Here is a 26,042-nt window from a genome sequence, read left to right as displayed (position 1 = left end):
GTAAACTGGACAAAAAAGCACTGCCAGACCCGCAGGAAAAAGCCGCGGCCCAACACGTTGCGCCACGCACAGCAACAGAGCAGCAGCTGGTTGAGCTGTGGTCTTCATTATTAAAGTTAACGCCGGACCAGATAAGCGTAGACAGCAGCTTCTTTAAGCTGGGCGGACATTCTTTGTTGTCGGTGCGTTTAGTGGCGGCAATCAAACAGGCCTTCGGGGTTGAATTCAGTATCAGCGAGTTGTTCGAACATGCGAGCATCGCCAGCCAGGCACAACAGGTCGAGCATAAACAGGCACAGGGAGGCAGCACAGCACAACGCATAGAAGTGCAGACCCGTCCGCAAGATGGTCGCATGGCCGCATCCTTTGCGCAGCAACGACTGTGGTTCATCGACCGCTTACAGGGGGGCTCGGCGCAATACAATATGCCAGCCGCATTTGAAGTGAGCGGTGAGCTGGACCTGGACGCTGTTGAAGCAGCACTGAACACCATAGTTGCACGTCACGAAGTACTGCGTAGTGTCTATCGGGACGGCGACTCGGGAACAGAGCAGGTGATCCAGACTGACGTACACTTCACACTGGATTATGAAGATCTCAGGCTGTTGAGTCCGGCAACACAGCAGCAGACAATTGCGTCACTGATCCCACGCTTACAATCACAGCCGTTTGACCTGAGCAAGGACCTGATGATCCGGGCAGCGTATATAGATACGGGTGCCGATTCTGAGCATGCGTCTGTGCTACTGTTTAATATCCACCATATCGCCTCTGACGGATGGTCATTGCAGTTGCTGGTGAAAGAGTTTGTGCAGCTGTATCGGGCTTACACGCAAAATCAGGACAATCCGCTGACCCCGTTACCAATTCAGTATGCTGATTATGCCCATTGGCAACATAGCTATCTGAGCGGCCCGGTTCTGGAGCGCCAGTTAACCTACTGGAGTGAGCAATTATCTGATCTGCCTCCGGTACACAGCCTGCCGCTGGACCACCCGCGTCCGCAGGTCAAACAGCATGTCGGGGAGCTGGTGCAGGGTAACCTGGATAGTGATGTCGCAGCTGGGCTGGCCGAGCTGGCTCAATCGCAGGGACTAACCTCCTTTATGCTATTACACAGCGCGCTTTCATTACTGCTGAGCAGACACAGTAACAGTAAAGACGTGGTGATAGGCACACCGGTTGCGAATCGTACACAGACTGAACTTGAGTCCTTAATCGGCTTTTTTGTCAATACACTTGTACTGAGAGTGAACACGGCTCAGCCCGACATAACGCGTTACTTAGAGCATGTTAAAGCGGTGCACCTTGGTGCACAGTCGCATCAGGACGTGCCATTTGAACAGCTGGTTGAGCGCTTAAACGTGCCAAGAAGTACAGCACATTCGCCACTATTTCAAATTATGCTCACCACGCAGACCGATTATGGCCTTGATGAGCAGGCCACTGAGCAGGGGGAGCTGGACCTGAACGGGGCGGCACTGACCATGCGTGGTGCAGCACAGACCGTGGCCAAATTCGACATTGAAGTCAACATAAGTACGTCAGCGCAGGGGGTTGCGATTAACTGGGTGTATGACAAAGCCTTGTTTACGCATGCGCACATCAGTACGCTCAATCGCCATCTGATGCAGATATTAACTCAGCTATCACAGCTGCAATCCACGTCGGTGCCGTTAAGCAGCATCGCGTTGTTATCCGCACAGGAGCGAACGCATTTACTTGAGACACTCAATCCGGCACCGGTTGATTATGATACGACGCTGACGATGGCGCAGTGGATTGAACGTCAGGTCGCTAAAACCCCGACGCAAACCGCGCTATGTTACGAAGGACAGACACTGAGTTATCAGTCTCTCAATGATAAAGCGAACCAACTGGCCAGACACCTGCGTGCAGAACATCAGGTTGTTCCCGGCACTCTGGTGGGCGTGTGCATGACCCGCTCCCTGGAAATGGTGATCGGCATACTGGCCATACTGAAAGCCGGTGGTGCCTATGTGCCGCTTGACCCAACACTGCCAGAAACACGTCTGGACTATATGCTGGCACACGCAGGTATTACGACCATCTTGACGCAAAGTGACCATCAGTCTAAGTGTCAGGCGGAAAATACGCCTGCACTGATCCTGATGGATGGGTACGCGCAGGACGCGACACGTTTTGAAGATTATGCAGCCCAGGATCTGAGTCCGCAGGAAACCGGGCTGAGTGCTCAGGATATGGCCTATATGATTTATACCTCAGGGTCGACAGGAAAACCCAAGGGAGTATTGGTCAGCCATCAGGCTTTGGTTAACCGGGTTGACTGGATGGATAAGCAGTACGGTTGCGATCATCACGATGTTATATTGCAAAAAACGCCGTTTGGCTTTGATGTCTCGGTCTGGGAATTTATGTGGCCGTTATGTCGCGGTGCCCAGATGGTGCTGGCACGGCCTGAGGGACATAAAGATCCTCAATACCTTTGTCAGTTAATTCGCCAAAGTGGTGTGACTAAGTTGCACTTTGTCCCCTCCATGCTGGGCATTATGCTGGATTATGGCGCGCTGGCACAGTGCACCAGTATTCGTCAGGTATTTTGTAGTGGAGAGGCGTTACAGGTTAAACAAGTGCAGGGCTTCAGAGCCAGTTTGCCTGATGCACAACTACACAACCTCTATGGGCCAACCGAAGCGGCAATTGATGTCAGTTATTGGGATTGCTCGCAGCCAATCAGCACCACAGTGCCCATAGGTAAACCCATTCAGAATATCCAGCTGTTGATCCTCGATGACGACTTGCAGCTGGTGCCCTTTGGCAGTGCCGGCGAGTTGTTTATCGGCGGAGATGGTCTGGCCTGGGGATACCATAATCAGCCAGAGCTGACTGCTGAGCGGTTCATTACCAATCCATACCAGAGCGAAATGGGCGCGCGGGCAAGTACCCGACTGTACCGAACCGGTGATTTAGTGCGTTATCTGGATAACGGCGATATTGAGTATCTCGGGCGCAGCGATGATCAGATAAAAATCAATGGACTACGCATCGAGTTGGGAGAAATAGAAAGTGCCTTACTGCGGCAACCTGAAGTGGATTCCGCCCTGGTTACCACCATTGAGCTGGACCAGGCAACCCCGACTCTGGTGGCCTATTTTAAAAGCACACTAAGTGCCACTGAGCTGGATGAAGCACAGCTGACAGAGCAGTTACAGGCGCGACTGAGTCAGAGTTTACCGGCCTATATGGTGCCAACTCTGTTGTGCCATGTTTCACCCTGGCCGGTGACTGCAAATGGCAAAGTCGACCGCCGCGCTCTGCCAACGCCAGCATGTAAAAATGTGGCGGCACACGCGCCACAAACGGATATGGAAAAGCAGCTGGCGACCTTGTGGCAGCAGGTTCTGCAATGCCCGAGCCAGACGATTTATAAAGAAAGTGACTTTTTTGCCCTCGGAGGCAGCTCACTGAAGCTGATCACGCTGGCGATGCTGATTGAAAAGTCTTTCGCCTGTGCAGTTTCACTGGAGCAGTTGTTTAAAACGACGCTGCTGGCAGCTCAGGCAGACTTGATTGCAGCGGGTGGCACCGAACAGGCGGCGCCACAGCTGAAACCATTAAACAGCAGCACCGATGCGGCATTCACTGTGTTGTGTTTGCCGGGCGCAGCCGACCTGGCGCGCAGCTTTATGCCGCTAGCTCAAGCCCTGGAGGGAGAAATGACGGTTTATGGCTATGAACACTTGCCTGAACACGCAGCTACCTCAAGCATTCAGGCCTATGCAAATGAATATTGCGCGCATATTCGTAGTCATTTTATGCAGCCACTTAAAGCGGGTCGCCTGGTGCTATTAGGCCACTCTATGGGCGGACTATTAGCGGCTGAGATTAGCAAGCAGCTGGCACCGACCCCGCCTGCGCTGACCATATTGCTGGACAGCTATATAGCCTGTTCGGATGTCAGCGAGACAAACACGGAGCAGGCTTTACAGGCATTGATTAAACAGCTGGCGATCCCTGCTGGTTTTGCCGAGCAGTTTGAGCGTCTGATGTTACGTCACACCAGTCTGGCCGAAGGCTATCAGCTGACGAGCGAAGTAGCACAGCGCTGCTTCCTGATTGGTGCCCGGGCAAACCCCAGCTGGACCGAACCTTATCAGATATTTTTGAGAGATAAATTACAGCTACCTCACAGCAGTGTGGCCGGCGATCACTATTCAATATTGTGGCAGGAAAATATCAAAGAACTCACTGCCCAGATAAAACAGCATATTGATCAGCGTATTGGCAAACAACAGTTACAACAAGAGAGATTTGAAGATGACAGTGTTAGAGAAGTATAGCGTGGAGGATTTACAGTCAGTTAAGGGCATGCCTCTGCTACTGGAAGTCGCCTTAGAAGGACAAAGAGCCACTCATTGGGCTGCTGAGCATGCCGGGCAAATAGATGCCCTGCTTGATGCCAATGGCGCAGTCATGTTACGTGGCCTCAATATTATGAGCAGTAAACAGTTTGGTCAGGTGCTGAGCACGCTATTTGATGCTGAATTGTTGAATTACTCTTATCGCTCAACACCGCGCACTGAGCTGAAAGGCAATGTGTACACCGCGACGGAATATCACCCAGATGAAGTGATCCCGCAACATAATGAGCATGCTTATTCAAACAAGTGGGCGATGCGACTGGGGCTATGTTGTTTGCTTCCCCCGCAGGCCGGAGGTGAAACCCCAATCGCTGACAGCAGGGAGGTATTTAAACGTATTCCGCAGGAGGTCCGTGAAAAGTTTGCTGCGAAAAAAGTGAAATATGTACGTAACTACGGTGATATCGATTTGCCCTGGAGCGAGGTGTTTCAGACTACGGACAAGCGTGAAGTTGAGCAGTATTGTTTCAACAATCAGCTCGATTTTGAGTGGATTGGCGAGCATCGTTTGCGTACCTCGCAGATTAACCCCGCCATTGCCAGACACCCTAAAACCGACGAACAGGTGTGGTTCAACCAGGCGCATTTATTCCATGTGTCCTCGCTGGGTGAGGAAACCTGTGCCCAGTTGCTCAGTGCCTGTGGGGAAGACGGTTTGCCGCGTAACGCATTCTATGGTGACGGCGAGCCTCTGGAACCTGAAGTACTGGACATCATTCGTGCCGCTTATGACGAAACAACGCTTTACACCCCCTGGCAAAAAGGCGATTTGATGCTGGTTGACAATATGCTGTTTACCCACGGCCGAAGACCCTTTAGTGGCGACCGTAAGGTTCTGGTTGGCATGGCCAGAGAATATGGCTGGTAAGTACTCACTGTATGCTTTTGTTATTCAAAAGCAGGCATAACCAAGAAAACACATAAATTGAATTGGACAGCGGGTCCAGTCCGCAGTGGAGAACATAGATGGACATTACCATTGAAGAGCAAAAGAAGTTTAACTGGCGGTACGTCAAAATTGCGCTAGCCGCAGTGGTGATTATTTCCGGCGCCTGGTGGCTGAAGAGCTACTTTGGACAGGCAACCGCCCTGGTTGACAGCACGGATGTGCGTACTGCCAAAGTGCAAAACGGGCAGTTTCAGGTCAGCGTGAGAGGTATGGGCGTACTGAAACCCAAAGAAGTCATCTGGGTGGCGTCTGAAGTGGCCGGGCGAGTAGAGAAGGTCTTTGTTAAGGCGGGGGCGGTAGTTGAAAAAGGGCAGCCCATTGTCAAACTCAACAACCCCAAACTGTCGTTGGTACTGGCCAATGCACAGGCCAAACTGGAAAAAACGATTGCTGAAAATACCGCACAGTATGCTCAGTTTGAGTCTGACTTGCTGGATGCGGAAGCCGCGGTAAAGCGTGCAAAAATGACCCACCAGGGCAATGAGCTGGAACTTAACGCACAGCGCAAACTGCGCGAGATGGGCAACAGCAGCGTATCGCAAATTAAGTTTAAGCGCACAGAGTTTACAGTGCAAAGCAGCAAGCTGGACCATGAGTTACAAAAGCAACGACTGGAAAAGCTGAAGCTCAATATTGAGGCACAAAAGCTGGCTCATAAAGCACAGCAGCAGACCCTGCAACAGGAGCTGGCCCGGGCACAAGAGCAACTCGACAACCTTTATGTCCGTGCGGCAATGGATGGGGTATTGCAAAGCATGGATCTGGAGTTAGGTCAGGATGTGGCAGAAGGTGGCAGTGTGGGCAAAATTGCCAATCCGCGCAGTCTGATCGCAGAAATAGACGTACAGGAACTGCAAATTAAGGATGTGACACCGGGTTTGGGAGTCACCATAGATACCCGTAAATCACAGATCCAGGGCGTTGTGTCTCGGGTCAGTCCTCAGGTGGAAAAGGGCCTGGTTGCGGTAGAAGTGGATCTGATCGAGGCACTGCCCAGTGAAGCCCGTCCGGAACTGTCAATTGAAGGGGTGATCAACATCACCGACAAGCCCAACACTTTGTTCGTTGCGAAACCTGCGTTTGCTGAGGAGTACCAAAGTGCCAAGATTTTCAGAGTCGATAGCAAAGGCAATATTGCACAGGCCGTACAGGTCAGGTTTGGACAAAGTTCAGTGAATTTTATCGAGATTACAGAGGGGCTGAATAACGGCGATACCGTGATTATTTCCGCCACCGACAATTTTGCTAATAACGAAAAAATATTTTTACATAATTAGGACAGCACAATGAGCAATATACTAGAACTTAAGAATATCAGTAAGTATTTTCAGTTCGACGAGATGAAGACGATGGCCCTGTCAGACATCAGCTTTTCGGTGAAAGGGGGAGAATACGTCTCTATTAATGGGCCTTCGGGGTGCGGTAAGTCAACCCTGTTGTCCATTTTGGGCATGCTGGACACGCCTTCTGGTGGCCAGTACTTTCTGTCGGGCAATGATGTGTCAAATCTGAGCCGGGATCAGCGCGCCACGGTGCGCTGTAACCACATCGGTTTTGTATTTCAGTCTTTTAACCTGATCAGTGATCTGACGATAGAAGAAAACGTTATTTTACCGCTGACTTACCAGGATAAATACAACGCTAAAGAGGCCAAAGAAAAAGCCTTGTCAGTGCTGGAGCAGGTTGACATGTTGCATCGGGTGAAACATTTTCCGTCGGCCCTGTCCGGTGGTCAGCAACAGCGTATTGCGATAGCCAGAGCACTGGTCAACGACCCCAAATTGATTCTGGCGGATGAGCCAACCGGTAACCTGGATTCAAAAAATGCCGACATCGTATTGCAGCTGTTTGATGATCTGCACCAGCAAGGGCGCACCATCTGTATGGTGACGCACGATCCTCGTTCATCAGCCTGCGCCAGTCGCAGAATTGATATTTTTGATGGCAAGCTGGTCAGTGATAAACCGCTGCCTGAGCTGGCAAAAAGCGCCTGAGGTAACGAGTTATGGGTTTCTTAATTGATATTCGCTACGCCCTCAGGCTGTTAGCGAAAGCGCCGAAGTTCACCATGCTGGTGACTTTTATACTGACCGCAGGTTTGACAATCAGTTTGCTGACTTTCAACATGGTTTACACCATTTCATTTAAGCCGTTACAGGGTAAAGATGCCAGCAGCATTGTTACGCCGCATCTGACCGGCAGTACCCGGGTGCTGACGTTTGAAGATGTCACGCAACTGGGCCAGTCGCAATTCAGCGCCGTGTATGATGAATATACTTTACACTATCGTGAAGAAGTGCGCATGGAGAACCAGGGCCAGGGCGTGAGCCTGCTGGGTGAGAAGGTGATGCCAAACTTTTTCTCCTTCACCCGCACCGAACCGCTGCTGGGCAGAGCCTTTAATAATAACGATGGTGCGGCGGGGCAGGCACCGGTCGTTGCGCTGAGCTATCACGTGTGGCAAACCTTATTTGCAGGTCGCGAGTCTGTGTTGGGCGAGCATGTCCGACTTGGCGGCAAAAGCTACGAAGTGGTTGCGGTTATGCCTGAGGGTTACAAGTTCCCTGTGACTTCTGATCTATGGTTGCCGCTGGATACCAAGCAATTCGCTCAGTTTGACTTAAAAGACACGCAGGTGAGTGTGCTGGGTCGATTGCATGCCAGTGTCTCTGAGGCGCAGGCCAACTCCGAGCTGGCCAGCGCTCTGACCGCCGTGCGCGAAAGACGTTTATCGCAAAGTGACAGAGTGCAGTTTATCGCACCGACTGTCACACACATGAGTCTGCAACAGCAAAACATTGAAGGCATGGGGGCATTTATTTTTGTCGGGCTGCAAAGTTTCGCGCTGGCGATCCTGTTTATGGCCTGTATCAACACAGGTAACCTGCTGTTTTCCCGTTCTATTGAACGTCAAAAAGAAACCGCCATCCGGGGTGCCCTGGGCGCTAAAACCAAGCGTCTGGTACGTCAGCTAGTGTGTGAAGGTGGACTGATCACTTTGCTGGGTGGGGCACTGGCCATTGTACTGACGGCTGTTCTCTTGTCTGTGATTAATGGCACGCTGCAGGCGAGTCTGGGCAGTGGCATGCCGTTTTGGTGGAACTGGCACCTTGACTGGCAGACCTTAACAATGGCGGTATTATTTATTCTGTTTACCTTTTTCTTTGCCAGTGTTTTACCGGCAGTAAAAGCCGCTAAGATGGACATTAATACGGTATTGCGTGACGGCACCCGTGGGTCGCTGGGCAGAGGCGCAGGTCGTTTATCCCGGATCATTGTGACCATTCAGGTTGCGATTATTGCGGTCTTAATGTTGTCAGGCAGCCTGGGCAGTTCGGTTATCTTCAATATCACTGATATGGTGACGGCAGAAAAAACCCAGGGGCGTTATTCTGCTTATTTCAATCTGGTGGGGGCTGAGTTTGAAAGCCCGGAACAAAAGGTCAATTTCGTCGAAACTGCGGTACAGGACCTGTCGAAATTAAGCAGTGTCTCAGAGGCTGACATGATGCAAAACATGGGACTGAAAAATGTCCGTATGGATGCTGAATCGCGCGTGCGTGTCGATGTAATGGGCACACTTGGTAAGCTGGCGTTTTTTGATCAGACTCTGGTTGCCGGACGCGGTATCGATGCCCGTGATAACAGTGAAAACCTGCGTGTTGTGCTCGTCAGTGAATCATTTGCCAAGCGCCACTTTAATGGCCAGTCGGCACTGGGCAAGCAACTGGATATTGAGTTGTCCGATAAATATGTCACCCATACTGTGGTGGGCATAGTCAGTGATCGCAGTGGTAACACTCAGGGCATGTATGCGCCATTAGCTGAATATGATGAACTCTATGTCTCTTATCTGCAATCGCCTTACGAGTGGGTACAGCTGATCTTTGAGCAGCAGGCCGGCATGCAGTCAGCACAACAAGACTTTTACACCTGGCTTGGACGCAGTGATTATCAGGCATACTTCTCGTTTATTGTTGACCTGGAGAAAAATGCCAACCTCTATGCAGATATGCTGGGGATTATGTCCAACGGGGTGATTTACTCCGGCGTGTTCTCTTTGTTCCTGGCATTGATGGGCGTGTATGGCGTGTCTGCGGCATCGGTGAGTATGCGTAGCCACGAGATAGGTATTCGCCGTGCATTGGGTGCCAAAGACACGGCAATCACCATTTTATTCCTGAAACGTAATATGGGTCCCTTGCTGATTGGCCTGGGCGTCGGTCTGGTCGTGTATGTACTGAGCTGTATGGTATTTGCGTCTATGATAGGCTCTAAGATTGGTCTGAGCACCTATATCGCGATAGCCCTGATCACCAGCACTTTGCTGACCAGCATGTTGTTGTTATCGGGTTATGTGCCAACGCGCCGTGCCGTTCAAGACGAGCCGGTTGCAGCACTCAGAGCTGAGTAAGTAACCGGGCGGGCCAGACAGAGGAATGAGGTGTCTGGCCCACCTGCATAATGTTTTTATCAGTTAAACAGCCAGCAGTTTTTGCATTACTTTAGACTGCGGGGCACGAAAAATCGCTTCGCTTTGCCCGTATTCGACGCTTTTTCCCCGGCTTAACACCAGCAATTTATCACTCATGTGGCGCACCAGACTGAGATGATGGGTGATCAGAATATAACTCAACCCGGAATCGCGTTGCAGTGCCAGAAGCAAGTTTACGGTTTGTGCCCGAACCGATGGATCGAGGGAGGACAGCGCTTCGTCCAGTACCACAACTTTGGGATCGAGGATCAGCGCACGTGCCAGCGCAACCCGTTGTAACTGACCACCACTGAACATATGGGGGTAATAGTCATAATGTTCAGACAGCAAACCCACGCGAGATAAAGTCGCATTGATTTTCTTGTCGCGCTGACGCTGGGTAAGCTGGGTATTTAAGCGCAGACAATCATCCAGCATATCACCTATGGTCAGGCCTGGGTTAAGCGAGCGAGTGGGGTCCTGAAAGATAAGTCGGATATGACGGCAGTCATGGTTCTGGTGGCCATTGTCTTCAATCATTTCACCATTAAGCAATATCTGTCCCGAATCAGCGTGCTCAGCCCCCGCCAGTACGCGGGCTAAGGTACTTTTCCCTGAGCCGGTTTCGCCAATCACAGCCAGCGTTTCGCCCGGTGCAACGGCAAAAGATACATCCTTCAGCACTTTAACACGCTTGCGTTTGAACAGGCCTGCCCGGGTATTAAAGGTTTTATTCAGTGATTGTACCTTCAGCACGGGTTGCATTTTTTCTTCTCCTGCAGCAAGGGAAAGTGGCAGGCATAGGCATGCCCGTGCGATTTCACCTGAGCCGGTGTAACAACACACTCACGCTGTGCCTGTGGGCACCTTGGGCCCAGTCGGCACCCAATAGGTAAGTGTTGTAAGGGAGGGATGGTGCCTTTGAGCGCAAAGAAAGACGCCTTGTGACCGATCCCATGCGCGTAGTCTGGCAGAGATTTTACCAGCGCCTGTGTGTAAGGGTGGTAGGGGTGGCAAAATACTTTCGTCGTGGGTCCCGCTTCGACCATCTGGCCACAATAGAGTACATGCATGGCATGGGACCAGTCGGCGATTTCTTCCAGCTCGTGGGTGATCATCAAGATTGACATGTTTTTAAGCTGGTTGAGGCTTTTCAATAAGCGGAAAACCTGTGCCCGGGTGGTGGTTTCGAGTGCGGTGGTTGGCTCATCTGCAATCAGTAGTTTAGGGCTTCTGGCAATGGCCATCGCTATCATTACTTTCTGGCAGACGCCTTCCGACAGCTCATGAGGGTAGCTGCTCGACACCCGGCGGTGATCCCGGATCCCGACTTTGTGCAGCAGCGCCTTCACCTTTTCTTTGCGCTCATTACGGCGACTAAAAAATCCGCCTTTAAAACAATTGTCAGGCAGCGATTCAGCAACCTGATCAAATATTTTGGCGGTGGGATCCAAGCTTCGACTTGCTCTTGGTAGATCATCGCAATATCCCGGCTCACCAGTTTACGGCGCTTTTCCGGGCTCAGGCGCATCAGGTCCACACCCTGCCAGTGCATCCGGTCGGCAGTGACGCGCCAGCGGTGGTTTAATACCCCGACAATGGCTTTGGCTATTAGGCTTTTACCAGACCCGGATTCACCAACCAGGGCGTGTACTTCACCTTCTTTGAGACTTAAACTGACCCTATCAACGGCGCGGATCACGCCATTGTCTGTGGGTAGTTCGATGGTGAGGTTTTTGATATCAAGTAATTGCATTAATCCGCCTTTCTTGCCTGCAAAGCGTCACGTAACCCATCACCGACAAGGTTAGTCGCAAGCACCGATAAAAACAACAGTGCTCCGGGTAAGCCGACGGTCCAGGGGGCAAGGTAAATTAGTCCCAGGTTTTCTGCCAGCATAGCGCCCCATTCAGTCGTGGGAGGCTGCGCCCCGAGTTTCAAGAAGCCCAGTGCCGCGATGTCCAGAATTGCGGTGGACAAGGCCAGCGTGAATATCACCACAATGTGCTCATAAATGTTAGGCAGTACGCCTCGTATGATCAGTTGTCAGCGAGTGGCTCCATCCAGTCGGAATGCACTGATATAGTCTTTGTTCAGTTCTTCAACCACCAGGTTGCGGATTGAGTGAATATATTGCGGAAGCAGCGCGAAAATAATCGCCCACACAGTATTGAATAAGCCAGGGCCCAGAATCGCAATAATGATGATGGCCAGTAACAATGACGGGATCGCCAAGGTGATATCCAGCAGGTGATTGAGCAAACTGGATTTAAAGCCCTGGCTACATCCGGCCAGGGTGCCCAGTACCACACCCATCAGGGTGGTTAACAATGCTGCGACAATCGATAAGCCAAAGGTGTAGGTGGCTCCGCGCATCAGGCGGGATAACACGTCACGACCTAAATCATCGGTGCCCAGAATGAAATTCACATTGCCCTCATCGTGCCAGGAAGGAGGCAGTAACAAGGCATCGGCATGCTGCTGGTCAATGCCATAGGGGGCCAGCAAGGGGGCCAGCAACGCGAGCAAGGTGAGCGCAATAAACAACCACAAACCGACCAGAGCCGGGTGATTGGCTTTAAATTTTCGCCACAGCCGCGATAACGGAGAGCGGTTTGACTCTTCTGTAAAGAGGTTAAACTTTGCCATGGGCCTGGTTCCTGGCTAGCGGGTCAAGGAGCGTGTGGATCACATCAGCCAGCATGTTGGCGAAAATGACAAAAAAGGAGACCGCAAGCAGGCCGCCCTGAATGGCCGGATAATCACGCTGATAGATACTTTCGATCATCCAGCGGCCGATCCCCGGCCAGGAAAAGATCACTTCCGTCACCATCGCGAGCGTGATGAGCGTACTAAACTGCAGACCTATCTGTTTAATCACCGGCAACAGCGCATTGCGCAGTGCGTGGTCGAGGATTAACTGTCGACGGTTGAGACCCTTAGCGCGTGCTGTTTTGATGTAGTTTTGTTCCAGCACAGTTAACATTGAATCGCGGGTAAAGCGCACTAACACTGTGGTGGGATACATGGCCAGCACTACGGTGGGCAGCGTCAGATGGTGCAGAGCATCAGCAAAAGCCTGGCCGCCATACGGGAAGTCATGTAGCCAGATATCCAGCAGGATAAAGTTGGTGACGGGTGGGATCTCATATAGCAGGCCAATGCGGCCAGACATGGGAAACCAGCCAAAGCTGAGGCAAAAAATCATGATCAATAACAGCGCCAGCCAGAATACCGGAATAGAAAAGCCCAATAAGGTTAGCGAGCTGATCACTTTGTCTGGCCACTTATTATGATAGGCACTGCAAATCACACCGGCTGGGATACCCAGGCACAGCGCCACGATGAGCGCATAAACACACAGCTCAATGGTGGCGGGGAACAGCTGCTTTACGTGGCCGAATACGGCCTGACCGGAAGACAGTGACAGTCCCCAGTCGCCCTGAAATAGGCGTATCAGGAAGGCCTGATACTGGATCAGCAGGTTGTCATCGATATGGTACTTTTGTTCCAGAATTTGTGTCTGGCTGTAATTGGCGTTCAGTTCACCACTGAAGTTGGTGAGCAGATCCCCGGGAAACAAATAATTCAGTGCAAAGGTAAATGCTGTGAGCGCAAACAACATAAACAACAGCAGGCTGAGGCGGCGAAACAGAAAGTCAGCAAACATAGTTAGTTTTTCCTCGCGTTCGCCAAAGAGATCCCGCCAAAGGGACGTAATTCTATGCCCATGACGCTGGTATTACTGGCCTGAAAGCGCATGCCATGGGCGATCGGCACCACAGGTAGTTCAGCAATCAGCATTTGCTGGGCCTGCTGGTAAAACTGTTTACGCTGTTGCAGATCTGTGGTGTCGAGTGCCTGAGTCAGTAACAAGTCAAACTCAGGGTTACACCAGTTCGCAGGGTTTTTACCGCTAAATGTGGCCGTGCAGCTCAACAAAGGGCTAAAAAAATTGTCCGGGTCGGGTGTATCCGCAGCCCAACCAAGCAGTACGCTGTCATGTTCATGTTTGCCAACTCGCTCCAGGAAGGTATTCCATTCGTACTCAACGATGGTGGCCCGGATGCCGATTTCGCGCAGATCGCTTTGGATCAACTCGGCCATTTTACGCGCGTTGGGATTATAAATACGTGACACCGGCATGGCCCATAAGTCCATTTCAAAGCCGTCAGGGTAACCTGCTTGTATCAAAAATTCCCGAGCCCGCTCGGGGTCATAGCTGGGCATTGCCTGAGTCTGAAATGCCCAGGAAGAAGGTGGCAATATGGAACGGGCCTGGATCCCGTTCCCGTAAAACACCGCTTTCATGATTTTTTGAAAGTCGATACTGTGCGCCAGTGCTTTACGCACCAGGACATTATCAAAAGGCGGCTTTTCAGTGTTAAACGCCCAGTAGCCGACATTCAGGTTGACGGCCTTATCGACCCGAATATCGCTGCGCGCCGCCAGGGTTTCCAGCTGCGTGGCGCTCGGGTGAGCGGTTATGTCGCATTCTTTGGTCAGCATTTTGGCAATACGGCTGGTATTATTGGTGGTGATGTCATACACCAGCTGGTCCATGGCCAGGTCATGTTTCCAGTAACCTGGGTGCTTGTGATATCGGATCAGGTTATCACGCAGGAAGCCTTTGTATTTATAAGGGCCTGTACCTACCGGCAGCATATCGAAATCCTGTTTGTTTTCCTGCTCTACCAGTTGCATGGCGTATTCCTGTGACAAGATCACAGCAAAGTCAGTGGCGATATTAGATAAAAAACTACTTTCACTACTGAATAGCTCAAACCGTACCGTGTAATCGTCTACTTTGACTATCCGGCGGATCAACTGGTCCATGCCGACACTTTGAAAATAGGGATAATTGGCATCACCGACAAAGTGAAAAGGATTGTAGACGTCGAACAGGCGATTGAACGAAAACACCACATCATCCGCGTTCATCGTGCGCGTTGGCGTAAAATAGTCTGTGCTATGAAAGGTAACGTCTTTGCGCAGTGTAAAGGTGATTTGTTTCCCATCTTCACTGATCTCCCACGCCGTTGCCAGCTCCGGACGAAATTCAGCGGTAAGGGGATCTATACTGATCAAGGTATTGTAGAGCTGGTTGGCTATGATATCTATGGTTGAGCCTGTGGTCGTTACCTGTGGATTAAACGAGACCGGGTTGGCTTCGGCGCAATAGACGATGCCCTGGATTTTACGCTGGGCTTGCGCGGTTCTGTCACCACAGCCACTTAGCAGGGTACTGAGTAAAGCGGTAATGGGCAGCAGCCAGCGTATGCCCAGGTGCGCTGGGAGGGGCATCTGGGTTGATGTTTTATCAGTTGCTCTGTTAGCCACGGCTAAGCCTCTTGTTGCGAGTCCAGTAGGTTGTACTTTTTCAGGTAGCCTCGTAACTGGTGATAGGTTAGCCCGAGGTTCTGAGCGGTTTTTTTCTGGTTAAACTGGCTGTGCTCTAAAGCAGTACGCAGCAGGTCGATTTCAAATTCATTAGATAGCGTTTTTAAATCGCAAGGAAACGCGGCCGGTGCGGGCTTGGTTTGCGTTGCTTCTGCCATGACGACAGGGGCAACCGCTGCCGGAGCTGGTGTTTCTGCGGCCTTTTTAATTCTCTGTGTGGGTCGATAAGGGCTGGCGAACGGGTCGAATACAATCTGGTGAACGGCCAGCTGTTCGCTGCCATGGCGATATAAACTTCGTTCTACTACATTCTTGAGTTCACGAATATTGCCCGGCCAGGGGTAATCGAGCAGCAACTCTGTAGCGCTGCGGGTAAAGCCACTGAACAACGACCAGCCCAGATCGCGGGCCATATTAATGGCGAAATGTTCGGCCAGCAGCAGGATATCTTCTTTACGTTCGCGCAGCGGCGGTAAGGTGATGACGTCAAACGCCAGCCGATCCAGCAAATCATGACGAAACTCACCATTGTCGGCAAGAGTTGGCAGGTCTTCGTTGGTCGCGCAAACAAGGCGGGTGTCCACTTTGACCGTTTGTTTACCGCCCACCCGTTCGAATTCGCCATATTCTATTACCCGCAGCAGTTTTTCCTGCACCATGGCGGATGTATTCGCAAGTTCATCGAGGAACAGTGTGCCGCTGTTGGCGCGTTCAAAGCGGCCTTCGTGGCGTTTGCTGGCCCCGGTAAATGCGCCACTTTCATGACCAAACAGTTCACTCTCCAGCAGGTTTTCATTCAGTGCGGCACAGTTGAGTTTGACATAGTTCTGGTCCCACCGCTCTGACAGGTAATGCAAACGGGCTGCAATCAGTTCTTTACCGGTACCACGTTCTCCGATGATCAGCACTGGCTTTTCCAGAGGTGCTAGTTGCGACACCTGATCTAATACAGCTAAAAAGCTATCCGACTGGCCGAGTAAATTATCCTGTTGGCGAAACTGGCTCATATTGCCTAACTCTTAGTATTTTTGACTAACATCTAGTGTATTTTAAAAAATGGTGAAGCGAAAGTCTTTTTCTATAATTATAACTTGTTGATTTTAATAAAGTAATTTTATTGAAAAGTTGGCAAGCTAATTGATACATCTAATCAGCAAACTAAATTACTAACCAAAGAGGTAATAGATTATGGGAATCTTTTCACGTTTTGCTGATATTGTTAATTCTAATATCAATGCGATTCTGGATAAAGCGGAAGATCCAGAAAAAATGGTCCGTTTGATCATTCAGGAAATGGAAGACACCTTAGTTGAAGTACGTTCGACGTCGGCAAAGACGCTGGCAGAGAAGAAAGAGCTGGAGCGTCGTGTTGAACAGCTTCGTACGCAGGCCGATGACTGGCAGCAAAAGGCAGAATTGGCACTGACTAAAGACCGCGAGGATCTGGCACGTGCGGCGCTGCTAGAAAAGCAAAAAGCCACGGATGCAGCAGACAGCGTGTCTCAGGAATTGTCACATGTTGAGTCACACATTGAGAAGCTGCAACAGGAAGTGACGACGCTGCAGGAAAAGCTGGCCGATGCAAAAGCGCGTCAAAAAGCCATTGTACTGCGTCAGCGCTCTGCCGAATCACGTCTGGATGTGAAAAAGGCGCTGGATAGCAGCAAAGTTGAGGATGCACTGAATCGTTTCGAACGTTATGAGAGCAAAATTGACGGACTGGAGTCTCAGGTAGAATCATACGATTTAGGCAAAAAATCGCTGGCTGATGAGATTGCCGATCTGCAAAAAAATGAAAAAGTAGACGATGAACTTGAGGCGTTGAAGAAAAAGTTAGCCGATAAGTGAATTTGACTGCACCTGCTGTTAAGGTAGGTGCAATAATGAAAACAACAATGTGCCCAGGTTAGACAGGAGAGGAATATGTTTGATGCAGAGATGTTAGACGTCCCGATCATCATTTTTATGAGTGTTGTGGCGCCGCTATGGTTGATCCTGCACTATCGCAGCAAAAAGCAGGTGAGTCAGGGGCTGAGCGAACACGAGCACCGCCAGCTGGTAGAGTTGGCACACAAAGCAGAGAAAATGGCGCAGCGCGTTGAAACGTTGGAGGCCCTGCTTGACCAAGAGTCACCAGAATGGAGACGCAAAGTATGAGTAAACGTAGACGAGAATTATACCGCGACCCGAAAAGGGGCAAGTTAGCGGGCGTATGTGCCGGACTCAGTGACTACTTTGACATGGAACTTTGGCTGGTTCGGATCCTGTTTGTAACCGCTGTGTTGTTATCAGGTGGCCCACTGTTTATCGTAGTTTATATTGCTTGCTGGTTTATTCTGGACAAGAAAGCAGAAACACCACCGACGCCGGGCACAGACAGCAACTACTCGAGCAAAGTTGAAGATCCTGTTTCGGTCAAGTTTAAAGTCTGGCAAAAAGGTGAGCCGCCGCGTCAGGCCCTGTTTGACCTGAAAGAACGCTTAACACGCCTGGATGGCCGTATCCAGCACATGGAAACGTACGTCACCTCGAGTGAGTACACGGTAAAACGCGAGATCAACAAACTCTGATCAGAGTGCGAAGGGGCGCTGCCTGATATTGGCAGCCCTGCCACCTTTGCCTACAAAATAAGGAAGATGTGTCTTTATGAGTGTATCGGGCTTGACTGCCAGGGCGCTGCAAAAGCTACAGCAAACCACCCATAAAACCCTCACCCGAAGCCTGGACAGACATGTCAAACTGGCTGTGACCGGATTCAGCGGGAGTGGTAAAACGGCCTTTATTACGGCGTTAGTGAAACACTTAACCACTCAGGCGACAGCACAGAACCTGCCTTTTTTTGAAGTCGTGCGAGAGCAGCGATTAATTGCCTGCAAGCAGGTCCCACAAAGTGCACTGGACATTCCCCGGTTTGAGTACCAACATGCAGTGCAGCATTTACTGGCCGATCCACCCAGCTGGCCACCTTCCACGCAGCGGATTAATACCCTGACGCTGGCGTTGAAGTTTCGCTCGGCGCAGGGGGTCAGACAGCACCTCAGTGAAACCCACACTGTTTACCTGGAGTTGATCGATTATCCGGGTGAATGGCTAATGGATTTGCCGATGTTGAATCAGGATTTTGCATCCTGGAGTGAGCAACAACTCAATCGTTTGAAAAAAACCGACTATGCACAGGTCAGTGCGCCTTTTTTACAGCAATTAGAACAATTTGATGCATGCGCAGCGGTGAATGAAAGCGAGCTCACAACGATGGCCGGTCTCTATGCGGGTGTGTTAAAGCAGCTTAAGGCACACACTCAACTGGCGCAGCTACAGCCCGGCCGCATGTTGATCCCCGGAGAGCTCGACGTGCACCAATTTTGCAGTTTTTTCCATTACCAGCCCCACAAAATGCATCTGAGCAGAGCCAGTATCACCACCTCGAACAGCGCTTTGAAGCCTATAAAAAGCAGGTTATCACCCCGTTTTACCGGGAGCATTTTTGCCGCTTCGACCGCCAGCTGGTGCTGGTGGATTTGCTCAGTGCGCTTAACGATGGACATACCACATTAACGGAAACTCAGGCTGCATTAAGCGATACGCTGGCGATGTTTCGTCATGGTAAAAGTGGTTTACTGGGGCGTTTATTTCGTCCCAGCATAGATAAGGTGCTGTTTGCTGCCAATAAATGTGACAGTGTTGCGCTGGCAGATCAGGATAAGCTGACCCGGTTGTTACACGCTTTACTGACCCCCTGCGAAAACGAACTGAAATTCTCAGGGGTTGATATAGATACGATGGCGATTTCTTCAGTGAAGAGCACGCAGCCAAAACAGCTCACTGAGCAGGGGAAACCCCTGTCTTGTATTTATGGTAAGCCGGTTGGTGAATCAAACTATATCAGTTATTTACCGCCTATTCCGCCTGAGCATCTGCCGACTGAGCAGCAGTGGCCAAAACAGGGCTATGAGTTTTTGTCTTTTGAGCCTTACCCGGCTTATCAGGGGCAAATTGAACATATTCGTCTGGACCATGTATTACAGTTTTTATTGGGAGATAAACTTTTATGAGTGAGCCTGCCCAGTCACCCAGAGGACGGCGAGTTCGGGTTGAAGCAGCCCCACAGGCTGCCCAGCCAGCAACAGAACCCGGCGATACGCAACAAGCCCGACGAATAGACGAGAGCGCGGAGCACATCGAGGTTGGGACATCACACGTCCCGGAAGCGGCGCTGGATACTCAGTTGCAGTCGCTCAATGTGGAAACCGTCACAAAACCGGTCAGCACGGGGCTGACCTGGCGCAAATTATTGCTGCTGGGACTGGCCATTCTCATTCCGGTAGAAATGGGTCTGACATTGATCGAGGCGCTCAGCCGCAGTTGGCTGCTGGCCGGGTTGTATGGGGTGGTCATTGTGAGTGCGCTGGCTGTGCTGGGCAAGTTCTGTTGGTCGGAAATACGTGCGCTTGGCAAACTTAAAAAGTTGCAACAGCAACGCGCCGGGGCACAAAGATTAATGAGCAGCAACCAGATCGGTGAAGCACAGACCTGGCTGAAGCCGCTGTTAAAGCAGCATGATCCTCATCAGGTTAGTCAGTTTATGGCGACAGTCCAGCCTCATTTTACCGATCAGGAAGTACTGGCTTTATATGATGCGACTTTATTAAAAGACCTGGACGAGCAGGCCCGGGCTTTGATAGCTCAGTTTGCCAGTACGTCAGCACTGATGGTGGCGATTAGCCCAATGGCCATTACCGATATGCTGGCCGTGTTATGGCGGGGCGTTACATTGATAGAGCGGATCAGCCAGTTGTACGGCATTAAACTGGGATACCGTAGCCGCATCGAACTTTACCGTTTGCTGTTCAAGCAGATCGTCTTTGTCGGTGCCAGTGAGCTGCTGAGCGACCTGGCGGCCACCAGTCTGGGTGCGGAGCTGTTGGGTAAATTATCTGCGCGTTCAGCACAGGGGCTCAGCGCCGGCGTGTTCACCGCCCGACTGGGCTATAAAGCCATGGACTTATGTCGGCCTATACCCGCTAAGGCGCCGGCTGCTGGATACTTGTCGCAAACAGCGCGGCAACTTGCAAACCTGTTAATTCGTCAGTCCCCTGACAAGTCGGAGAAGACCAATAAAGTTTAGTATGTGAGCACATACTTTTCTCTTGGGGTTTGATATGAAAGGAAACCCTGGCTTTTCCTATTTTTCATGACAACTTATGTGTACACCCGAGTGAATTTAACCGGCTCGGGTTAGCCATCTGCGCGTCCGGCACGCTTGTACATTTTTGTGCCATGGAATATCTAATTAGTATTCATCCGAATAACAAAAATAGGCAAGCAATGAAGAAGTTACACGATCAGACCAACTGTATTCATGGTCCACACCACTTTGATGATCCACATGGTGCACTGACGGCGCCTTTGTATCAGAGTTCAACATTCAAGTTTAAAGATGCGGCACAGGGAGCTGCGCGTTTTGCCGGTGAAGAGGCAGGTTATATCTACACTCGCCTTGGCAACCCTACCACCCGAGAGCTGGAAGAAAAACTCGCTCAGCTGGAAGAAATGGAAGATGCTGCGGCCACCGCAACTGGCATGGGCGCTGTATCCGCTTCCGTGCTGAGCTTTTTACAGCAAGGCGACCACCTGATTGCATCCAAAGCCCTGTATGGATGTAGCTTCGCTTTATTTGCGCACATGTTGCCCAAATTCGGTATCGAGGTGACCTTTGTTGATATGACCGATCCACAGGCACTGGCCGACGCGGTGCAGCCAAACAGTAAGATGTTATTTGCCGAAACACCGATCAATCCAAATATGACGGTATTGGATTTGGCAATGTTGGGGCAGTTTGCTCAGCAGCATAAGTTGATCAGTGTGGTAGACAACACCTTTATGACGCCATTACTGCAAAAACCCAAGCATTTTGGCATCGACATTGTGATCCACAGTGCCACCAAGTACCTCAACGGACATGGCGACGTAGTCGCAGGCATTGTGTGTGGCAGTGCAGAGCATATCGAACTTATCAAACTGACCGTATTGAAAGACATCGGCGCGACCATCAGTCCACACGATGCCTGGCTTATCAATCGTGGCCTTAAAACTTTGCATGTGCGCGTTGCACGTCACTGCGAAAATGCACAGAAAGTGGCTGAGTTCCTTGATGGCCATCCGAAGGTGGATACCGTTTACTACCCGGGCTTGCCGTCTCATCCAGGTTATCGATTCCTTGGTGAGCAAATGAAAGGGGCTGGTGGTGTCATTGCATTTGAGATCAAAGGCGGAGTCAGTGAGGGTGAGAAGTTTATTAATGCCACTGAGCTTTGCACACTGGCCGTGAGTCTGGGCGATCCAGAAACGCTGATCCAGCACCCGGCATCGATGACGCACTCTCCCTACACACCAGAAGAGCGTCAGGCAGCTGGGATTTCTGATGGTCTGATCCGCATTTCTGTGGGACTGGAAGCGGTGGAAGATATCATCGCTGACCTAGAGAATGCGTTTTTGTGTATATAATAATTTACAGTTACTCGCTCTGCAAGCCTTGTAAAACATAGGGTGTATGTTTTTGTGTCTATTTGTGTAATTTTAAGTGTACAAAAATGACCTTTCTGGCCAGGTCGATTTCAGGCCTGGCTATTAAACTTTTCCTCACTTTTACATAGTATCCGGATAACACTTTGACGCGTTGTTTTTGTTCATACACGACGCATTACCAAGAAGGTTACTATGGCTAAATCGAGTAAATACACGTCTAAGCAGCCCAACGAGCAGGGCCTGATCGAATGGACAGAAGAAGAAAATCAGATCTGGTCTGAGCTGGTTGCCAGACAGCTTGAGTGCATTAAAGGCAAAGCGTGTGATGAGTATCTCGAAGGCCTGCAAAAAATCAATTTACCTCACGATCGTATTCCGCAGTTGCATGAGCTGAATGAAGCACTGGAGCGCGAAACTGGCTGGCAGGTTGCGCCAGTCCCTGCGTTGATCGACTTTGATGAGTTTTTCCGCCTCCTTGCGAACAAACAATTTCCGGTTGCAACTTTTATCCGTAGCCGCGAGGAGTTTGATTATCTTCAGGAGCCGGATATTTTCCACGAAATTTTCGGTCACTGTGCCATGCTGACCAACCCAGCTTTTGCTGAGTTCACACATAGATATGGCCAGTTAGGTTACGCTGCGGAGAAAAAAGATCGTGTCTATCTGGCTCGTCTTTACTGGTTCACCGTTGAGTTCGGTCTGATGCAAACCGAAGATGGTCTGCGTATTTATGGCGGTGGGATTTTGTCGAGCCCGGGTGAGACTCAATATGTTTACAGTGGTGAGCCAGAGATTAACCCGTTAGAAGTACTTGATGTACTGCGTACGCCTTATCGAATTGATATTATGCAGCCTTTGTACTACACCATTAACGCCATTGATGATTTGTTTGAGATCTCACAAATGGATATTATGGCGCTTGTACGCAAGGCCAAAGAGCTGGGCCTGTTTGAGCCTAAGTTCCCACCTAAAAACAAACTAGCAAGTTAAGGATTTATTGATGTCTGATTTAAGTGCACAAAAATGTGAAGCGTGTCGTGCGGATGCGCCTAAAGTGTCAGATGCCGAATTAGCTGAACTGATCAAGCTGATCCCGGATTGGGTGCCAGAAGTACGTGATGGCATTATGCAGCTTGAGCGTGTTTATAAGTTCAAGAATTTCAAGCAAGCCATTGCATTCACTAACAAAGTGGGTGATATGGCGGAAGATGAAGGTCATCACCCTGGTCTGCTGACCGAATGGGGCAAAGTGACGGTAACTTGGTGGAGCCACTCTATCAAAGGTCTGCACAAAAATGACTTCATCTGTGCTGCGAAAACTGACGAGATCTTTGCCGCACTATAAGTGTCGTGCAAATAAAAAAGGCGCATCAGCGCCTTTTTTAATGCCTGTAAGGTTGCTGAAGTATAGCGGGCAACCCCTTTACGTGCGCTAATGTGTGAGTGTCGGTCCCGATACTGTTTGTGAATCTCGCTCTAAATGTTCCAGTTCGTCAATCAGCTCCAACAATTCCGGTTCAATGTAATCAAAATCGCGTGATTGTTTTAATGCCGTTTCCAGCGTTTCGGCCAGGTTCTTGAGCGTGGGGACGCCGGTATAACAGCAGGCACCATGAAATTTATGGATCACGGTCAGCAAAGTTTGGGTGTCTTCCTGTTGTGCAGAGCCATTCAGCTGCTCTAAGGTTTCGGGCACACTCTGCAACAGCATGTCCAGCATCTCCAGCGCCAGTTCAGGTTTATTACCTGCACGTTGTAATGCTAACTCCCAGTCCAGCAAATGGCTTTCAAACGGGGCAATACTGGCAACCTGAGGCTGTTGTGTTTTTTGTTTTTCCGGTGGCAGCGAGGGGCTGTGATCACAAATGATCTGACGTAACATGTCTTCGTCTATGGGCTTTGTCATATAGCCGTTGAAGCCGTCTTTGATCAATTGCTCTTTTTCACCGGTCAACGCATGGGCCGTTACTGCAATGATCGGGGTATCGTCATTGAGTGAGGATTCTTTGATTGTTCGGCATGCGTGATGCCATCCATAATCGGCATCTGAATATCCATAAATATCAGGTCATACTTTTGTGATTTACATAAGCTGACGGCCTGTGCGCCGTTGTGGGCGGTGTCTATGGTGTCTACTTGTTCTTCCAGCAAAGTATAAAGCAGCTTTAAATTGGCATCATTGTCATCGGCTATCATGACTTTGAGCGGTAAGTGCGCCAAATCCGTATCGTCAATCGACACACTGGGGTGATCTAAGCGGTAAGGTGCAGCGAGCATATCGCACAGTTTACGGTGATGCATGGGTTTGCTAATACAGGCGTCTGCACCACTGCCAATTAACGACTCGCGCATGTTGTGAGAGATGGTATTCACCATCAAATACAGGTAATCCGCCATCTCTCTGGCCTGAGTGATATAGGCCTTTACGGTTTGCATGTCGTCTACCGTTGCCATATTGCCTATCAGGCAGATGTCATACCTAAACTCTTGCTCTAATGCGGCGAAGAAAGTGTCTTCATTTTTACAGCAGGTGACCTGCATTGCCCAGTCTTCCAGCTGAGCCTGAACGGCATTGCGGGTATGCTCTTGTGGTTCAAAATACAACACGCGCTTGTTCTCAAGCGGCTTAGTCGGCAGGTCATCGTCGAACAAGCGGCTTGGCAGGTTAAAAATGGCATTAAAGGTAAAGCAGGAGCCATTGCCCGGGGCAGAGTTCAGCGTGATTCGACCACTCATGGCTTCAACAATGTGTTTAGTGATGATTAAGCCAAGCCCCGTGCCGCCGAACTTGCGGGTAATGCTGGAGTCGGCTTGCGCAAACGGGGTAAAGAGTGTGTCTTGTTTCTCCTGAGCAATGCCCAAACCGGTATCACTAACAGAAATCAGGAGTGATGTCTGACTATCCCCTTTGAGGCGATGGCTGATGTCGACTTTGACTGAGCCTTTTTCGGTAAACTTCACGGCATTGCTGATCAGGTTGATCAGCACCTGTTTAAAGCGCGTAGGGTCGCCGACCAGGTTGTCCGGTACCTGGCGATTAATGGCAATCGACAGTTCCAGTTGCTTTTCATAGGCACTGGGTGCAAGCAGCGTCATGACCTCATTGACCGCATCCCTGAGCTGGAATTGGATACTTTCAAGCTCCATCGCGCCGGCTTCGAGTTTAGAGAAATCCAGAATGTCACTGATGATGGTCAACAGGCTATTGGCAGACAACTCTATGGTATCCAGATAGTCTTTTTGGTGTTTGTTGAGTGGGGTTTTATACAGTTGGCGGGTAAAGCCGATAACGCCGTTAAGCGGGGTTCTTAATTCATGACTCATTTTGGCCAGGAAGTCAGACTTAACCCGGTTGGCGACCTGTGCTTCTTTTTTGGCAATGTTCAGCTGAATGTTCTGAGTTTCATATTGCTCCAGGGTTTCCCGGTAATCGCAGGTTGCTTGATCGATGTGCTTTTGCATTTCATCGCGTTGGAGCACCATTTTTTCGCTGATGGTGATCAGGCCTTCACGGAGCAAGTCAAACTCGCCCTGCATCGGCTGTTCTACACCGATTTTGGTTTTGCCTTCAAGGAGTTTGTCTGTGGCCAGCAACAAATGAGACAGGGGGGTTGAGAACATCCGACTCAGTCGGGTTGATACAAAGGCACTGAGCAACAAGGCCACCATGATAATAGCACCACTGAATAGCAGGGCCTGTTGTTGGCCAATGATTGCTTGATCTTTACTCAGTTCTATCATCAACACGGCGGTGGTGCGGGTATGGGCATTTTGCCAGTCGGAGGCGGGTTGTTGTTGTAGTTTTACCGGCGCAAAAATAATGTATCTGTCGAGGTACTGGACGATTTCTGTCGCATGCAGCTCAGTTACATTGCCACGATAATGCAGCTGATTAAAGTCATTGTGGTAGTTACTGGTTAAAAGCAACTGATTGTCTTCATTGAACAGCGCGATGCTATTGACGAAATTGCCATGTTGATTATGCGTAGTGGTGATCACCCGGTGCAATCTGGCTTTATCTCTTTCGGCCAGCGGTTGCTCCACTGTCATTGCCAATGTATTGGCCAGACTGGTGCCTTGTTGCTTGAGGATTTGTTCAAGCTCAACGTAGCGATTTATAGTAAAATAGCCGCCAAGTACCAGGCCGATTAACACCGTCGGGATCAGGGTCAACACTAATACGCTGTCGCGTAAACTCAATTTAGACATAAATTGGATGTAAAACAGTAAGTAGTCTGAGTCCTAGAGTATCGAGTTAACAGGTGTTTAGCAATCTTATAGGGGCGGCAAT

16 protein-coding genes and 4 pseudogenes are annotated in these 26,042 nt (G+C 50.3%); 13 read left to right on the top strand and 7 right to left on the bottom strand.

Going from position 1 to position 26,042, the window contains the following annotated elements:
• From IY568_RS19500 to IY568_RS19480, 5 genes are all read left to right on the top strand, one after another.
• Positions 1-4,322 (top strand): non-ribosomal peptide synthetase (locus IY568_RS19500; RefSeq protein ID WP_194868449.1); only part of this gene is annotated, 4,322 nt, incomplete at its 5' end.
• Positions 4,300-5,271 (top strand): TauD/TfdA family dioxygenase, encoded by a 972-nt coding sequence (locus IY568_RS19495; RefSeq protein WP_194868448.1) that lies wholly within the window; start codon positions 4,300-4,302, stop codon positions 5,269-5,271. The genes IY568_RS19500 and IY568_RS19495, both read left to right, overlap by 23 nt.
• Before the next feature lie 98 nt (positions 5,272-5,369).
• Positions 5,370-6,629 (top strand): efflux RND transporter periplasmic adaptor subunit, encoded by a 1,260-nt coding sequence (locus IY568_RS19490; protein ID WP_138538953.1) that lies wholly within the window; start codon positions 5,370-5,372, stop codon positions 6,627-6,629.
• A 9-nt stretch (positions 6,630-6,638) separates the two neighbouring features.
• Positions 6,639-7,346 carry an ABC transporter ATP-binding protein gene (locus IY568_RS19485; RefSeq protein WP_049863393.1) on the top strand — a complete coding sequence of 236 codons (708 nt, stop codon included), beginning with the start codon at positions 6,639-6,641 and terminating at the stop codon, positions 7,344-7,346.
• Positions 7,347-7,357: 11 nt separating this feature from the next.
• Complete coding sequence (locus IY568_RS19480) at positions 7,358-9,766, top strand: ABC transporter permease (RefSeq protein ID WP_194868447.1); 2,409 nt, start codon at positions 7,358-7,360, stop codon at positions 9,764-9,766.
• Positions 9,767-9,829: 63 nt separating this feature from the next.
• On the opposite strand, the gene IY568_RS19475 is transcribed toward IY568_RS19480, so the two are convergent.
• The 6 genes and pseudogenes from IY568_RS19475 to pspF form a co-directional block, all read right to left on the bottom strand.
• Positions 9,830-10,591 (bottom strand): ATP-binding cassette domain-containing protein, encoded by a 762-nt coding sequence (locus IY568_RS19475; protein ID WP_125562182.1) that lies wholly within the window; start codon positions 10,589-10,591, stop codon positions 9,830-9,832.
• Positions 10,576-11,582: pseudogene (locus IY568_RS19470) on the bottom strand (oligopeptide/dipeptide ABC transporter ATP-binding protein). The gene IY568_RS19475 and the pseudogene IY568_RS19470 overlap by 16 nt, the downstream one beginning before the upstream one ends.
• A pseudogene (locus IY568_RS19465) lies at positions 11,582-12,475 on the bottom strand (ABC transporter permease subunit). Before IY568_RS19465 ends, IY568_RS19470 begins: the two co-directional pseudogenes overlap by 1 nt.
• Positions 12,462-13,496, bottom strand: a complete 1,035-nt coding sequence (locus IY568_RS19460) for an ABC transporter permease (protein WP_194868446.1) — start codon at positions 13,494-13,496, stop codon at positions 12,462-12,464. Before IY568_RS19460 ends, IY568_RS19465 begins: the two are co-directional and overlap by 14 nt.
• A gap of 2 nt (positions 13,497-13,498) precedes the next feature.
• Positions 13,499-15,130, bottom strand: coding sequence for an ABC transporter substrate-binding protein (locus tag IY568_RS19455; RefSeq protein WP_228553463.1), 1,632 nt, complete (start codon positions 15,128-15,130; stop codon positions 13,499-13,501).
• A gap of 38 nt (positions 15,131-15,168) precedes the next feature.
• Entirely contained in the window at positions 15,169-16,233 is a 1,065-nt protein-coding gene (pspF, locus tag IY568_RS19450) for a phage shock protein operon transcriptional activator (protein ID WP_125562178.1), read from the bottom strand.
• Between the two features lie 181 nt (positions 16,234-16,414).
• Here pspF and pspA point away from each other — a divergent pair, with 181 nt between their 5' ends.
• The 8 genes and pseudogenes from pspA to IY568_RS19410 all read left to right on the top strand — a co-directional run bounded on the left by pspA (position 16,415) and on the right by IY568_RS19410 (position 23,096).
• The gene (pspA, locus tag IY568_RS19445; protein ID WP_010386731.1) at positions 16,415-17,074 is read left to right on the top strand and encodes a phage shock protein PspA; all 660 of its coding nucleotides are present in this window, start codon (positions 16,415-16,417) and stop codon (positions 17,072-17,074) included.
• 75 nt (positions 17,075-17,149) lie between these two features.
• Complete coding sequence (gene pspB, locus IY568_RS19440) at positions 17,150-17,383, top strand: envelope stress response membrane protein PspB (protein WP_194868445.1); 234 nt, start codon at positions 17,150-17,152, stop codon at positions 17,381-17,383.
• The gene (pspC, locus tag IY568_RS19435; RefSeq protein ID WP_194868444.1) at positions 17,380-17,796 is read left to right on the top strand and encodes an envelope stress response membrane protein PspC; all 417 of its coding nucleotides are present in this window, start codon (positions 17,380-17,382) and stop codon (positions 17,794-17,796) included. Before pspB ends, pspC begins: the two co-directional genes overlap by 4 nt.
• A 76-nt stretch (positions 17,797-17,872) precedes the next feature.
• Positions 17,873-19,278, top strand: a pseudogene (locus IY568_RS25455) (YcjX family protein).
• Complete coding sequence (locus tag IY568_RS19425; RefSeq protein WP_194868443.1) at positions 19,275-20,351, top strand: TIGR01620 family protein; 1,077 nt, start codon at positions 19,275-19,277, stop codon at positions 20,349-20,351. Before IY568_RS25455 ends, IY568_RS19425 begins: the two are co-directional and overlap by 4 nt.
• Positions 20,352-20,551: 200 nt before the next feature.
• Positions 20,552-21,730, top strand: a complete 1,179-nt coding sequence (locus IY568_RS19420; RefSeq protein ID WP_194868442.1) for a trans-sulfuration enzyme family protein — start codon at positions 20,552-20,554, stop codon at positions 21,728-21,730.
• Between the two features lie 213 nt (positions 21,731-21,943).
• Positions 21,944-22,741 (top strand): phenylalanine 4-monooxygenase, encoded by a 798-nt coding sequence (gene phhA / locus IY568_RS19415; RefSeq protein WP_125562168.1) that lies wholly within the window; start codon positions 21,944-21,946, stop codon positions 22,739-22,741.
• A 10-nt stretch (positions 22,742-22,751) separates the two neighbouring features.
• On the top strand, positions 22,752-23,096 hold the full coding sequence (locus IY568_RS19410; RefSeq protein ID WP_010386740.1) for a 4a-hydroxytetrahydrobiopterin dehydratase: 345 nt from the start codon (positions 22,752-22,754) through the stop codon (positions 23,094-23,096).
• An 87-nt stretch (positions 23,097-23,183) separates the two neighbouring features.
• On the opposite strand, the pseudogene barA reads toward IY568_RS19410, so the two are convergent.
• A pseudogene (gene barA, locus IY568_RS19405) lies at positions 23,184-25,960 on the bottom strand (two-component sensor histidine kinase BarA).
• Positions 25,961-26,042: the final 82 nt, after the last annotated feature.

The organism is Pseudoalteromonas sp. PPB1 (genome assembly GCF_015356275.1).
GTDB lineage: Bacteria > Pseudomonadota > Gammaproteobacteria > Enterobacterales > Alteromonadaceae > Pseudoalteromonas > Pseudoalteromonas rubra_D.
The sequence above is the reverse complement of the archived record's forward strand: the minus strand, read 5'-3'. Positions and strand labels throughout refer to the sequence as shown.